At 74.2% G+C, this 13658-nt stretch carries 13 protein-coding genes and 1 pseudogene; 7 read left to right on the top strand and 7 right to left on the bottom strand.

What is annotated here, in order from left to right; all coding sequences use genetic code 11:
* Window positions 1-29 precede the first annotated feature (29 nt).
* The gene (locus tag AMK29_RS34235) at window positions 30-497 is read right to left on the bottom strand and encodes a helix-turn-helix domain-containing protein (protein ID WP_073819981.1); all 468 of its coding nucleotides are present in this window, start codon (window positions 495-497) and stop codon (window positions 30-32) included.
* 182 nt (window positions 498-679) lie between these two features.
* Here AMK29_RS34235 and AMK29_RS34230 point away from each other — a divergent pair, with 182 nt between their 5' ends.
* The 4 genes and pseudogenes from AMK29_RS34230 to AMK29_RS37555 form a co-directional block, all read left to right on the top strand.
* Entirely contained in the window at window positions 680-1255 is a 576-nt protein-coding gene (locus AMK29_RS34230) for a DinB family protein (RefSeq protein ID WP_443334096.1), read from the top strand.
* A gap of 107 nt (window positions 1256-1362) precedes the next feature.
* A complete protein-coding gene (locus AMK29_RS34225) occupies window positions 1363-1848 on the top strand; it encodes a MarR family winged helix-turn-helix transcriptional regulator (protein WP_073819980.1) in 486 nt (161 codons plus the stop codon).
* A gap of 197 nt (window positions 1849-2045) precedes the next feature.
* Entirely contained in the window at window positions 2046-3518 is a 1473-nt protein-coding gene (locus tag AMK29_RS34220) for an MFS transporter (RefSeq protein WP_073819979.1), read from the top strand.
* 53 nt (window positions 3519-3571) lie between these two features.
* Window positions 3572-4480, top strand: a pseudogene (locus tag AMK29_RS37555) (helix-turn-helix transcriptional regulator); the annotation flags it as partial.
* A 10-nt stretch (window positions 4481-4490) separates the two neighbouring features.
* Here the strand turns inward: AMK29_RS37555 and AMK29_RS34210 are convergent.
* From AMK29_RS34210 to AMK29_RS34200, 3 genes are all read right to left on the bottom strand, one after another.
* The gene (locus AMK29_RS34210) at window positions 4491-6530 is read right to left on the bottom strand and encodes a HelD family protein (protein ID WP_079197246.1); all 2040 of its coding nucleotides are present in this window, start codon (window positions 6528-6530) and stop codon (window positions 4491-4493) included.
* Window positions 6531-6697: 167 nt separating this feature from the next.
* Window positions 6698-7360 carry a TetR family transcriptional regulator gene (locus AMK29_RS34205; protein ID WP_073820065.1) on the bottom strand — a complete coding sequence of 221 codons (663 nt, stop codon included), beginning with the start codon at window positions 7358-7360 and terminating at the stop codon, window positions 6698-6700.
* 50 nt (window positions 7361-7410) lie between these two features.
* Window positions 7411-8181, bottom strand: coding sequence for a TetR/AcrR family transcriptional regulator (locus AMK29_RS34200; protein ID WP_073819977.1), 771 nt, complete (start codon window positions 8179-8181; stop codon window positions 7411-7413).
* Between the two features lie 144 nt (window positions 8182-8325).
* Between AMK29_RS34200 and AMK29_RS34195 the strand changes: the two genes are divergently transcribed.
* Window positions 8326-9294, top strand: coding sequence for an ABC transporter ATP-binding protein (locus AMK29_RS34195; protein ID WP_073819976.1), 969 nt, complete (start codon window positions 8326-8328; stop codon window positions 9292-9294).
* On the top strand, window positions 9287-10060 hold the full coding sequence (locus AMK29_RS34190; RefSeq protein ID WP_073819975.1) for an ABC transporter permease: 774 nt from the start codon (window positions 9287-9289) through the stop codon (window positions 10058-10060). The genes AMK29_RS34195 and AMK29_RS34190 overlap by 8 nt, the downstream gene beginning before the upstream one ends.
* A 35-nt stretch (window positions 10061-10095) precedes the next feature.
* Here AMK29_RS34190 and AMK29_RS34185 read toward each other — a convergent pair whose 3' ends face one another.
* Entirely contained in the window at window positions 10096-11340 is a 1245-nt protein-coding gene (locus AMK29_RS34185; RefSeq protein WP_073819974.1) for a GNAT family N-acetyltransferase, read from the bottom strand.
* Between the two features lie 130 nt (window positions 11341-11470).
* On the bottom strand, window positions 11471-12079 hold the full coding sequence (locus AMK29_RS34180; protein WP_073819973.1) for an RsiG family protein: 609 nt from the start codon (window positions 12077-12079) through the stop codon (window positions 11471-11473).
* A 139-nt stretch (window positions 12080-12218) separates the two neighbouring features.
* On the opposite strand from AMK29_RS34180, the gene dtd reads away from it, so the two are divergent.
* Window positions 12219-12644, top strand: coding sequence for a D-aminoacyl-tRNA deacylase (dtd, locus tag AMK29_RS34175; RefSeq protein WP_073819972.1), 426 nt, complete (start codon window positions 12219-12221; stop codon window positions 12642-12644).
* Window positions 12645-12674: 30 nt separating this feature from the next.
* On the opposite strand, the gene ygfZ is transcribed toward dtd, so the two are convergent.
* Complete coding sequence (gene ygfZ / locus AMK29_RS34170; protein WP_073819971.1) at window positions 12675-13655, bottom strand: CAF17-like 4Fe-4S cluster assembly/insertion protein YgfZ; 981 nt, start codon at window positions 13653-13655, stop codon at window positions 12675-12677.
* Window positions 13656-13658 lie beyond the last annotated feature (3 nt).

Genomic DNA, 13658 nt, shown 5'->3' with positions numbered 1-13658 from the left:
GGTCCTCCCGGATGTGACGTACGAGCGAGCTACTTCAGGGGCGTTTCGGCATCGGGTGCGTCGAGGGGCGACTCGGCCGACGGCTCGGCGGCCGTGCCGGCGTCGGCCTCGGCGTCGGCGTCGGCTTCTGCGGCAGCGGCGGCAGCGGCCTCGGCGGCGTTCTCCTTGCGGAAGGAGTCGTAGATCTGGAGCAGCACCTGCTTCTGCCGCTCGTTTATCGAGGGATCGGCCAGGATGACGGCGCGCGTCTCCAGCTCGTCCCGCTCCTTCTCGTCGAGGATCCCGGCCCGTACGTAGAGCGTCTCGGCGGAGATCCGCAGGGCCTTCGCGACCTGCTGCAACACCTCGGCGCTCGGCTTCCGCAGCCCGCGCTCGATCTGACTCAGGTACGGATTCGACACCCCGGCGGCGTCGGCGAGCTGACGCAGGGACAACTGCGCGGTCCTCCGCTGCTCGCGGAGGTACTCACCGAGATTGCCGACGTTGAGCGATGCCATGCTCCGACCATGCCAGCCTTTGCTAACTATTGCAAGCAGCCGCTTGCAGGAGTCGCCCTTCCTTACGGCGCTCCGCACGTCGCGCCTAGCATGGGCCGGACACCCAGGGGGAGGGTCCGCATGCTGGTCGAACGTGCCGGGCAGGACCGACGCATGACCGTGCCGTACGCGCAGGGGGCACGGTGAGCGCCCGCCGGCGCGCGGAGGTGCTCGCCGAGACGGGTGGCGGCCCGGCGTCGGGGCGCCGCTTCGCCGGTCCCGCGACCGGGGACGAGCGGGAGATGCTCGCCGGGTTCCTGGCGGACCAGCGCGCGACCCTGGTCCTGAAGTGCGCGGGCCTGGAGGGGGCGCGGGCGGCGGAACTGGCCCGGCGGTCCGTCGAACCGTCCACCCTCTCGCTGCTCGGCCTGGTCCGGCATCTCACCGACGTCGAGCGCCGCTGGTTCGGGCAGGTGCTCGCCGGCCGGGACGACGCCGGTCCGCTCTGGTCCTCCGCCGAGGACCCGGACGGCGACTTCGACGGCGCCGCACCGGACCCGATGGCCGTCTCGGCCGCCTGGGAGGCCTGGCGGGCGGCGGTGGCCTTCGCCGACCGCTTCACGTCCGAGGCCCCGGACCTCGACGTCTCGGGCCACGACGACTGGCGCGGCACGGTGTCCCTGCGGTGGGTCCTGATCCACATGATCGAGGAGTATGCCCGCCACAACGGCCACGCGGACCTCCTCCGCGAACGCATCGACGGCACCCGGGGCCTCTGACGACCCGGCACGGGACGTACGCCTCATCGCCAACAGGCGGCGAGGAGTCCGCATCCGTCCGCTTCTCGATAATCCGCGACGGATCGATGGTCGCTACCCTGGCAGACATGACCGCCATGGCGCCCACCCGCACCGAGCCCGATCTCTCCTACCTCCTCGACCACACCAGTCACGTCCTGCGGACCCGGATGGCCGCCGAGCTCGGCGCGATCGGGCTCACCCCCCGGATGCACTGCGTCCTCGTCCACGCCCTGGAGGAGGAGCGCACGCAGGCTCAGCTCGCGGAGATCGGCGACATGGACAAGACGACCATGGTCGTCACCGTCGACGCCCTGGAGAAGGCCGGGCTCGCCGAGCGCCGGCCGTCGAGCACCGACCGGCGGGCGCGGATCATCGCCGTGACCGAGGCGGGGGCCGAGGTCGCCCGGGAGAGCCGGAAGATCGTCGACGGGGTGCACCAGGGCGCCCTCTCCTCCCTTCCGGAGGACGAGCGAACCGTCCTGCTCCGGGCCCTGAACCGCCTGGCCACCGGCCACCTGGAGACCCCCGTCGAGGGCCCGAAGGCAGCCCGCCGGGCCCGGCAGCGCGCCTGAGGCGTCCGCGACGCACGTAAGGAGGGGCCCGCCACCTTGGCCGGCCCCTCCGTCCGTCACCCGTCACCCGTCACCCTCGGGCGTCACCGCGTACACGACACCCCAGATCCGTTTCGTAAAAAATAGTCTGCAACAAAACCATCTGCTAACGTCACTCTTGTCGGTTCCCCCGGACCCCTCGCACAGGAGTGACCTCCATGCCCGCGTCCCGCACCACCCCCCGCCCCCTCTCCCCCGGCCTCGCCCTCGGCGTCCTCGCCACGGGCATGCTCATGACGATCCTCGACGGGAGCATCGTCACCGTCGCGATGCCCGCCATCCAGAGCGACCTCGGCTTCACCCCGGTCGGCCTCAGCTGGGTCGTCAACGCCTACCTGATCGCCTTCGGCTCGCTCCTGCTCCTCGCCGGCCGCCTCGGCGACCTGATCGGCCGCAAGCGGATGTTCCTGGCCGGCACCGGGGTCTTCACCGCCGCCTCCCTCCTCGCCGGGGTCGCCACCTCCCCCGGCGTCCTCATCGCCGCCCGCTCCCTCCAGGGCGTCGGCAGCGCGATGTCCTCGGCCGTCGGCCTCGGCATCCTCGTGACCCTCTTCACCGTGCCCCGCGAACGCGCCCGCGCCATCGCCGTGTTCAGCTTCACCGGCGCCGCCGGCGCCTCGCTCGGCCAGGTCCTCGGCGGCGTCCTCACCGACGCCCTCGACTGGAACTGGATCTTCTTCATCAACCTGCCGATCGGCGTCGCCACCCTCCTCGTCGCCCTCCGCGCCCTCCCCTCCGACCGGGGCCTGGGGCTCCGGGCGGGCGCCGACGTCATCGGCGCGGCGCTCGTCACGACCGGGCTCATGACCGGGATCTACGCGGTCGTCAAGATCGAGGAGTACGGGGCCGGTTCGGCGCACACCCTCGGCCTCGGCGCCCTCGCGCTCGCCCTCCTGGCCGGGTTCCTCCTCCGCCAGGCGAGGACCGCGAACCCGCTCATGCCCCTGCGGATCCTGCGCTCCCGCAGCGTCTCCGGCGCCAACGCCGTCCAGATGCTGATGGTCGCCGCGCTCTTCTCCTTCCAGATCCTCGTCGCCCTCTACCTGCAGAAGGTCCTCGGATACGGAGCCGCCGCGACCGGCCTCGCGATGCTGCCCGCGGCCGCGATCATCGGCGCCGTCTCGCTCGGCGTCTCGGCCCGCCTCATCGCCCGCTTCGGCGAGCGCAACGTCCTGCTCACCGGACTCCTGCTGCTCGTCGGCGTCCTCGGCCTGCTGACCCGCGTCCCCGTCCACGCCTCGTACGTCACCGACCTGCTCCCCGTGATGCTGCTCGCCGCCGGCTTCGGTCTGGCGCTCCCCGCCCTCACCTCGCTCGCCATGTCGGGCGCCGAGGAGGCGGACGCGGGCCTCGCCTCCGGCCTCTTCAACACCACCCAGCAGATCGGCATGGCCCTCGGCATCGCCGTCCTCTCCACCCTGGCCGCCACTCGCACCGAGTCCCTCACCGCCGCCGGCCGCCCCGCCGCCGAGGCCCTGACCGGCGGCTACCACCTGGCCTTCGGCGTCGGCGCCGGTCTCCTCGTCGCCGCCTTCGCCGTCGCCCTCACCGTCCTGCGCCGCCCGGCCGCCCCCGGCCCCACGGAGGCACCCGGGCGGACCGGATCCGCCAAGGCCCTCGCGTCGCACTGAGCGGCCCCCGAAGCGGCGGCGGATCGACCGGCTCGCACGGCGACAATGGCGCCATGAGAGCCGATCGACTCGTCGCCGCCCTGCTCTTCCTCCAGACCCGGCAACGTGTCACCGCCGCCGGACTCGCCGCCGAACTCGGCGTGTCCGAGCGCACCGCGCGCCGGGACCTCGAAGCGCTCGCCGGCGCCGGGATCCCGGTGTACTCGCAGGCGGGCCAGGGCGGCGGCTGGTCCCTCGTCGGCGGCGCCCGCACCGACCTGACGGGTCTGACGGCCCCCGAGATCCGCGCGCTGTTCCTCCTGACCGGTTCGGACGCCACCGCGAGCCCGCAGACCCGGACCGCCCTGCGGAAGCTCGTACGGGCCCTCCCCGCGCCCCTCAGGGACGGCGCCGAGACCGCCGCCCGCGCGGGGATCTCCGACGGTACGGACTGGGCGGGCACGGAGACGGACGAGGCCTCCCTCGGTCCGCTCCAGCGGGCGGTGGTCGAGGCACGGGAGATCCGGATCGGCTACGCCCGCCCCGGCCGGGAGCCGCGCGAGCGGACCGTCCACCCGCTGGGGATCGCCGTGAAGTCCGGCGCCCGCTACCTCGTCGCGGACACGGAGCACGGCCTGCGCACCTTCCGGGTCGGCCGCGTCACCACCGTGGCCGAGACCGGTGCCCCCGCCGTACGGCCCGAGGGATTCGACCTGCCCACCGCCTGGCGCGCGCTCGCCGCCCGCATGGAGGACCGGCTGGTCGCCGCGACGGCCCGGGGACGGGCCGCCCCGGGCACGGAAGGCGTCCTGGAGGGCCTGTTCGGAGGGCGGATACGGTACGGGGAACGCGCCCCGGACGGCTGGACGCCCTTCGAGGCCGACGGCCCCTCGCCCGAGGTGATCGCCGCCCGACTGGCCGGGCTCGGCGCCCGCGTGGAACTCCTCACCCCACCCGAGGCCCGCGCCGCCCTGACCCGCATCGCGGCCGAACTCACGGCGCTGTACGGAGAACCGGCCCCTCCGCAGCCGTCCCACCAGCCCCCGGCGCCGCCCCCGCCTCGCGCCCCAGCCACTCCGGCAGCTCCGCCGCGTGTACCAGCGTCAGCCGGGACACCGCCCGGGTGAGCGCCACGTACAGGCGGTTCGCGCCGCGTGCCTCGGCGGCCACGATCGCGGCCGGTTCGACCACCACGACATGGTCGAACTCCAGGCCCTTGACGACCGAAGCGGGCAGCACGGTCACCCGCTCCTCCGCCCCGCAGGCCCGCACCGCCTCGCCCACGGGACCGGCCAGGCCGCCGGCGGTGATCACCCCCACCGAGCCCTCGGCCGTGAGCGCGGCGGCGACGGCCTCGCGGGTCGCGGCCAGGAGGTCCGTCGTCCGGTGCACCGACACCTCGCCGTCCCTGCGGACCGAGCGCCCGGCGGGCACGTCCGCGCCCAGGTGGGGAAGGAGCCGGTTGGCGAGGTCCACGATCACCGCCGGGACGCGGTAGCCGAGGGTGAGCGGCACGACGGGCGCCTCCGCCTTGCCCAGGTGGGCGAGTTGGTCGCGCCAGGTCCGGGCGGCCCACGGGGTGGTGCCCTGCGCCAGGTCGCCGAGGACGGTGAGCGAGCCGAAGGCGGTGCGGCGGGCGATGGCCCGGCACTGCATGGGCGACAGGTCCTGGGCCTCGTCGACGACGACGTGGCCGTAGCTCTCCGGCCGTTCGATCAGGCCCGCCAGCTCGTCGAGGAGGACGAGATCGGCGGCGGTCCAGCGCGCCGAACGGTACGAGCGCGGCGGCCGTTCCCAGCGGATCGCGGCCCGTTCGGCCTCCGTCAGAGTGCGGTCGGCGGGGTCGGCGAGGACCTCCGCGAGGACCTCCTCCGGCGTCGTTCTCGGCCAGCACGCGTCGAGGAACGCGCTCACCGCCCGCGCCCGTTCGATCCGCCGCGCCCAGGCCGCGCCCATCGGTCCCGACCGGCGCTCGGCCTGGAGCTGGAGGGCCCGTACGACCCGGGCGCGGACGCGCTCACGGCCCGTCGCGTAGGGCGGCGCCTCCTCCCGTACGGCCTCGACGATCTCCGCGAGCAGGCCGGCGGGCAGCCGCCAGTGGTAGGAGCCGTCGGGGACGGCGAGGTCGTCCGCCGGGGCCGGATCGACCCTGCCGTACAGGGCCCGGTGCAGCACCCCCGCCATCCGGCCGTCGTGTTTGACCAGGGCCGCCGCCTCGCCGTCCTCGGCGCGTACCGGATGGCGGGCGATCTCCTCGTCGAGGGTGGCCTGGCGGATGCCGGTCTCGCCGAGCGACGGCAGCACCTCCGCGATGTAGGAGAGGAAGGCGCGGTGCGGTCCGAGGACGAGGAGTCCGGAGCGGCGGATCCGCTGCGGATGGGTGTAGAGGAGGTACGCGGCCCGGTGCAGCCCCACGGCGGTCTTGCCGGTGCCGGGCGCGCCCTGCACGCACAGCGAGGCGGCCGGGTCGGAGCGCACGAGGTCGTCCTGTTCGGGCTGGATGGTGGCGGCGATGTCCCGCATGGGGCCGACCCGAGGCCGCTCGATCTCCCCGGTGACGAGGGCGCTGACCGTCCCGGCGCCGCCGGCCGTGAGGGATTCGTCCTCCAGGGCGGTCAGGTCCTCCGTCGCGCCCCTGCTGTGCGGCGCCCAGCCGAAGCGGCGGCGCCGCAGGACGCCCTGCGGGTCGTGGGCGCCGGCCTGGTAGTAGGCGCGGGAGACGGGGGCGCGCCAGTCGACGACGAGCGGCGGGGCGGCGGGGTCCTCGGCGATCCGGCGGCGGCCGATGTGATGGATCTGGCCGTCCTCGCGGTCGAGCCGGCCGAAGAACAGCGGGCCCGGCGGCTGCTCCCGCATCTCCTTGGCGCGGCTGCGCAGGTGTCTGCCGAGCGCCTCGGCGTCGGCGCCGGACGCGGCGGTGTCCTCGCCGGTGACGACCTGTTCGGCGACGTCCTCGGTCATCCGGGTCAGGGCGGCGCGGCAGGCGTCGTGGTGGGAGCGTTCGCGGGCGAGCTCAAGGTCCAGTGACGTCATTCCGGCAAGCCTAACGGAAAGCGTTACTGAGTTACATTTTTTACTTGTCTACGGAGCGGGCGGTCCCGCAGGCCCCCGCTGCCCACCTCGGGAGTCCGAGCGGTGGCGCCACGGCCCGGCCGCTCACGTCGGAGTCCGAGCGGGTGGCGCCACGGCCTGCTCCGCCCTCAGATCGCGAGCCCCTCCCGCAAGGCCCGGAACGCCAGCCCGGCCGCCTCCATCGCGTCCGCCTCCACCGCGTCGGCCGTCTCCCCGTCCGCGATCCGGGCCGTGTTCTCCTCCGCGAGGACCCGCAGCACGGTCACGATCTGCCCGGCGGCGAGCCGGGCGGCCAGCCCGTCGACTCCCCCCGCCCCTTCGGCGGCGAGCGCGTCCGCGAGCGCCGCCTCCGACCGCACGCGGTACGCGTGGAGGCGGCCGACCAGGGCCGGTGTGCCGTACAGGAGCCGGAGGTACGCCAGGACCTCCGGGTGGTCGCAGAGTCCGGTGACCGGGTCGCGCCGGGCGAGCCCGTCGAGCAGGTGCGCGTACAGCGCGTCGAGCGGGGCGGTGCCGGCGCGGCGCCCGGCGGCCACCACGCGGGCGGCCTCGTCCTCGTGGTCGGCGAACCGGTGGAGGACCAGGTCCTCCTTGGCGGGGAAGTACCGGAAGAGGGTCGGCTTGGACACCTCGGCGGCGGCGGCCACCTCCGCGACCGACACCGCGTCGAAGCCCCGCTCCAGGAAGAGCGCGACGGCCGCGTCCGACAGCGCCTGCCGGGTGCGCTCCTTCTTCCGCTCGCGCAGGCCGGGCGCGGCGACGGCCTCGGGCGCGTCCCGGTCCGGGGTCATGGAACGCAGCCCGGGGGCGGCGACGGGATCCTGCGCGTCCCGGTCCGGGGTCATGCGGCGCGCCCTTCCACCAGCGCGGCGACCCCGTCCAGGATCCGGGCGAGACCGAAGCGGAACTCCGCCTCCGGCTCGTCGGCGACGTCCATCACCCCCGAGTCCAGCAGCCGCGCCACCTCCGGGTACCGCTCCGGGTCGGCGAGCCGCCGCAGGGTGCGGGCGTACCGGGAGAGGACGTCCTCCGGGCTCGCGCCGCTCCCCTCGATGACGGCGTCGAGGTCGGCCATGACCAGGGCGTCGTTCCGGACGAACCCGCCGAGCAGCATGGTCACCGAGATCTTGCCGCCCGCGTCGAGGCCCGTGCCGTCGAGGGCGGCGAGGGCCTTCTCCCACCAGGCGACCGAGTTCGGGGTCGCGGGCGGCCCGGACACGGGAAGCCGCAGCATCCAGAGGTTGCGGCGATAGACCTCGCGCAGCGCCCACGCCCAGGCCTCCAGGGCCTCGCGCCATCCGGCGCCGGGCGGGAAGAGCGCGGGCGGGGCGCCGGTGGCGGACTCCTGCATGAGGACGTACAGCTCGCTCTTGGCGGAGACGTACCGGTAGAGGGACATCGTCGAGACGCCGAGCTCCTTGGCGACCCGGCCCATGGAGACGGCGCCGAGACCCTCGGCCGCCGCGAGCGCGACGGCCGCGTCGACGATCCGGTCCAGGGCCAGTCCGGGCTTGGGCCCCTTCGAGGGGCGCTCCCGCAGCCCCCAGGCGGCCTCGATGCTCGGCGGCAGAAACGTCCCGCCGTCACCCGTGCCGCCCTCGTCCTCCGCCATAACCGCCGCCTCCCGGCCACCTCGCACGCTTGACGTCCATCCTAGTAATGCGTAACCCTTACACAGTAACGCGTATGGCATACGCAGTACGCCGTGCGAGCCCGGCCACGCGACCACCCACCCATGAGCCCAGGGAGCACACCCATGTCTCCGGCCATCGAAGCCACCGGCCTGACCAAGAGCTACCGGGACGTCCGCGTCCTCGACGCCCTCGACCTCCACGTCACGCCCGGCACCGTCTTCGCCCTCCTCGGCCCCAACGGCGCCGGCAAGACCACCACCGTCCGCATCCTCGCCACGCTCACCCCGCCCGACGCCGGCCACGCGCGCGTGGCCGGGCACGACGTCGTCACGGCACGCTCCCGGGTCCGCCGGGCCATCAGCCTCACCGGGCAGTTCGCCGCCGTCGACGAGACCCAGACCGGCACCGAGAACCTGCGGACGGTGGCCCGCCTCTCCGGCCTCTCGCGCCCCGCCGCCGCCCGCCGCGCCTCCGAACTCCTCGAACGCTTCGGCCTCGCCGACGCCGGCGACCGGCTGACCAGGACCTACTCGGGCGGCATGCGCCGGCGCCTCGACCTCGCCGCCGGCCTCGTCCGCGACCCCGGCGCGACCCGCGTGATGTTCCTCGACGAACCGACCACAGGCCTCGACCCCCGCAGCCGCCAGGAACTCTGGCAGGTCGTCAGAGAACTCTCCGACGGCGGCACGACCGTCTTCCTCACCACCCAGTACCTGGAGGAGGCCGACCGCCTCGCCGACCGGATCACCGTCCTCGGCAAGGGCCGCGCCCTCGCCGAGGGCACCCCCGCCGAACTCAAGGCGCGGTACGCCGCCCACCGGCTCGACCTCGTCGCGTACGACCCCGAGGGCTACCTCCGGCTCACCACCCGCGCGGACGCCACGGCGACCCGCGACCCCGGGACCCGCACGCTCGGCGTCCCCACCGACGGCAGCGCCGCCCACGTACGCGAGCTGCTCGACCACCTCGACCCGGAGCGCCGTGACATCGCCCGCTTCGCGCTGCACTCGGCCACGCTCGACGACGTCTTCCTGACCCTCACCGCCGACCAGGAGCCCAGCGCCTCCGGCAAGGAGCCCAGCCGTGTCTGACACCCTCACCGCCCCGAGGCCGCTCACCGCGGCGAGCACACTCGCCGGGCGCGGCATCCGGCTCAGCCGCCGCAACCTCGACGCCGTCATCACCTCGATGATGATGCCGATCATGCTGATGCTGGTCTTCGTCTACTTCTTCGGCGGAGCCATCGACACCGGCACCCGGTACGTCACCTACGTCGTCCCCGGCGTCCTCGTCCTCTGCGCCGGATTCGGGGCGGCCGGCACCGCCGTCACCGTCAGCGAGGACATGCGGCTCGGGGTCGTCGACCGCTTCCGCACGCTCGACGTCGGCGGCACGCCGTTCCTCGCCGGGCACGTGGCCGCCACCGTCACCCGCAACGTGCTCTCGACGGCCCTCGTCCTCGGCGTCGCCTTCCTCATCGGCTTCCGCCCCGCCGCCACGGCGGGCGGCTGGCTCGCGGCGATCGGACTGCTGCTCGCCTACATCACGGCCGTCTCCTGGCTGTCGGCGGCCGTCGGCCTGCTCACCAGGACGGCGGAGGCGGCCGGAGCGGTCACCTTCTTCATGATGTTCCTGCCCTACCCGAGCAGCGCGTTCGTACCGATCGACACCATGCCGAGCTGGCTGCACGGCTTCGCCGAGCACCAGCCGGTGACCCCGCTGATCGAGTCGATGCGCGGGCTGCTGCTCGACCAGCCGGTCGGGAACTCCCCCTGGACCGCCCTGGCCTGGTGCGCGGCCCTGCTCGCGGTCGCCGTCGCGGCCTCCGGGTTCCTCTTCCGGCTGCGGACGCGCTGACGGCGGCCGGGCCCCGGGAGAGGTCCGGGAAGGCGTCAGAAGATGTCCGGCGAGAACGGCCGCAGCGGCGTACGGAACAGCAGGTCGGCGCGGGCGGCGGCGCCCGCCGTCAGCTCCTCGACGCGCCCGAGCCGGCAGAGCCGTACCGCCGACTCGTCACCGAGGGTGAGCGTGCCCAACTCGGCGATGTCGAAGGCCAGATCGGCGGACTCGGCGGTACGGACGGCGGTGGCGCCGGCCGGGGAGGCGTCGAGCCGGTAGCGCCCGCCGGCGAGCCCGTCCCCGTCCCGCAGGTCGAGCACGAGGCCGTCCGCCACCGGGTACGTCCGGCTCTCCAGGACCCGGACGACGTCCAGGACCCGCACCCACAGCATGTCCACGTACGTCAGCGTCCTCGCGGCGCGCGGGTCGGGCAGCAGCATCGGCAGCGGGTCGTCGGGCGCCCGGTAGCCGGAGCGGACCGTGCCGACCCAGTCGACGGAGCACAGGTAGTGCCAGAGGGCCCGCTCGGCGGCGGGGGTGACGGCGATCAGGTCCCGTACGGTCGCGGTGTTCAGCGGCTGCTTGGCGTCGCCCCACTTGTCGTCGGCCGTGTAGGACACGAACCCCTCGACCTCGCCGGACTCCGCGCGGTACACCGCGTAGAACGGCTCCCGCCAGGGCTCGCTGTGCACGCCGAGGCCGGTGCCGACCTCCCAGTCGCGGGCACTGCGGTCGGTGACCCCCGCGCGGACGCCGGCGAGCCGCCGGTGCACGGCGGGACCGGCCTTGCGGATCTCCTCGGCGTCGGTCAGGTCGATCCGGCCGCCGTCCTCCGGGCGGCCCGAGCGGCGCGGGTCGAGCCCGGCCCTGCGCACGTCCACGCTCCACTCGGTGGCCCAGCTCGCGGCGCCGAAGCCGAACCGTCCGTAGATCGGGTACTCGGCGGCGATCAGGGTCGCGATCGCGTCGCCCCGCTCCTTCGCGGCGGCCAGGTCGGTGGTCATCATCCGGCTGAGCAGCCCGCGCCTGCGGTGCGTCGGGGAGACGGTCACCTGGCTGATCGCGTCGGCGGTGAGGCTGCCTCCGCCGACGGTGCTGACCTCCTGGCGGAACGACCGGAAGGTGGCGACGACCCGGTCCCGGTCGAAGGCGCCGAGGGTCCGCGCGAGGTCGACGTGCGCCAGCCGGTCGGCGACCTCCTCGTCGGTCACGACGGGCGGGCGGAGGAACCCGGTGCGCAGGGCGCGCTGCCAGTCGGGGAACTCGGACTCCGCCACCGTGCGTACGTCGACAGTCATCCTTCGACCCTACGCACGGCCCCGACACGCCCGCACCCGAGTTTCCCCGTCCCCGCGGGGACCACGCCGACAGCTCGTCGACGCACCGCGCGAGACCACACCGGTGGCTCGTCGACGCGCCCCCGCCAGGTCACGCCAGCAGGTCGTCGACCTGGGCCTCGCCCTCCCGGTAGCGGCGGGCGATCTCCGCGCTGCAGTCGTCGGCGGTCCGCTGCAGCTGCTGGCGGCGCCGGGAGATCTGCTGCTCGTACCCGGCGAGCCGCCCCATCCCCGTGTGCAGCTCGTCGTCCGTACGGGCCGTCAGGTCCGACAGCTCGACCTCCGACAGCATCTCGGCCGCGAGCCGCCGGTACTCCTCGCTCCTCGGCGTCGACAGCGTCACGTGCCGGGCCGAACTGCGGTGCCGCGAGGGCACGTCGGCGAGGATCTCGGAGAGCCGGTCGAGGACCGGGGCCTCCGGATCGGTCCGCCGCGCCAGCTCGGCCCGCAGGATGTCGATGCGCCCCTGGAGCATCCGCCGTACGTAGCTCAGGTCGGCCTCGTCGCTCTGCGCGTCCCGCCGCAGCGTGCGCAGCTCGGGCAGCCGCAGCGCGCCGAGGTCCGGCTGCGGCCGGTCCGACAGGGCGGCCTCGGCGGACCGCTGCAGGGGCGGCCGCGATGCCGGCCCACCGCCCCTGGTTCCGGCGCGGGTCAGCGGTACGGGGCCGGACGGCGTCGGCCCTGTGCCAGGTGCACTCATGTGAATCGTCCCCTCGACCGGTGCGGAGCCGCACCGCCTGACACGCATGGTGCCACTCCTGCACGCGCGCGTGCAGGCGCTCTGCACCCGTTCGGCCCCTCGTCCGCCGGACTGCGGTCGGCTCGGTAGGTTGGGACGCATGCGTGCTGTGGTGCAGAGGGTCGACGGCGCGAGCGTCGTCGTCGCAGGGGAGACCGTCGGTGAGATCAAGGGAGAGGGGTTGTGCGTCCTGGTCGGGGTGACCCATGACGACACCCCCGAGAAGGCCGCCCAATTGGCCAGAAAGCTCTGGTCCGTCCGGGTACTGACCGACGAGAAGTCGTGCTCGGACGTGAACGCGCCGCTGCTCGTGATCTCTCAGTTCACGCTCTACGGCGACGCCCGCAAGGGCCGCCGCCCCACGTGGAACGCCGCCGCCCCCGGACCCGTCGCCGAACCCCTCGTCGACGAGGTCGTGGCCCGGCTGCGGGAACTGGGCGCCCACGTGGAGACGGGCCGCTTCGGGGCGTCGATGCGCGTCTCCCTCACGAACAACGGCCCGTTCACGGTGCTGATCGAGGTCTGATCCCGCTCGGGGCCCGATCCCGCCGACGGCCTACGGCTCGACGACGGTCTCCTGGGCGGCCGCCGTCGTCCCGGCGATCAGCGGCGCGTCCACGGGCACGTTCCGCTTCACCAGGGCCAGGGCGATCGGGCCCAGTTCGTGGTGGCGGACGGAGCTCGTCACGAAACCGAGCTGCCGGCCCTCCTCACCGTCCGCCGCGAGCCGGACCGGGGTGCCGTGCCCCGGCAGCAGCACCTCGCTGCCGTCCAGGTGCAGGAAGACCAGCCGGCGCGGCGGCTTCCCCAGGTTCTGCACCCGGGCGACGGTCTCCTGCCCCCGGTAGCAGCCCTTCTGGAGGTGGACGGCGCTGCCGATGAGGCCGATCTCGTGCGGGATCGTCCGGTGGTCGGTCTCGAAGCCGAGGCGCGGCCGGTGGGCCTCGACGCGCAGCGCCTCGTACGCGAGCATCCCGGCGGCCGGCCCGTGCGAGCCGGCGAAGGACTCCAGGTCCGCCCGGGGCAGGAACAGGTCGCGGCCGTGCGGGGTCTCCCGTACGGCGACGCCCTCGGGCACCTCGGCGATGGAGCCGGCCGGGAGGTGGACGACGGCGATGTCGTCCGTGCGGTCGGCCACCTCGACCCGGTAGAAGAACTTCATCGACTCCAGGTAGGCGACGAGCTCCTCCCGCGTCCCCGGCTCGACGTGCGCCCACACCGTCTCGCCGTCGTCGACGAGGTACAGGGCGTGCTCGATGTGCCCGTTCGCGGAGAGGACGAGCGCCTCCGTCGCCCGGCCGGGCGGCAGATCGGTCATGTGCTGGGTGACGAGGAGGTGCAGCCAGCTCAGGCGGTCGTCACCGGTGACGGTGACCACACCGCGGTGCGAGAGGTCGACGAAACCCTTGCCGTCGGCGAGGGCGCGCTGCTCACGGAAGAGGTCGCCGTAGTGCGCGGCGACACCTTCGTCGCGGCCTTCGGCGGCGACGGCACCGGGCAGGGACAGCAGAGGGCTGGTCGTGGAAGGTCGCTGCATACG

This window comes from Streptomyces sp. CB02261 (assembly GCF_001905665.1).
Lineage (GTDB): Bacteria > Actinomycetota > Actinomycetes > Streptomycetales > Streptomycetaceae > Streptomyces.
Note: the sequence above shows the minus strand (reverse complement) of the source record. Positions and strands in the feature narration are given on the sequence as shown.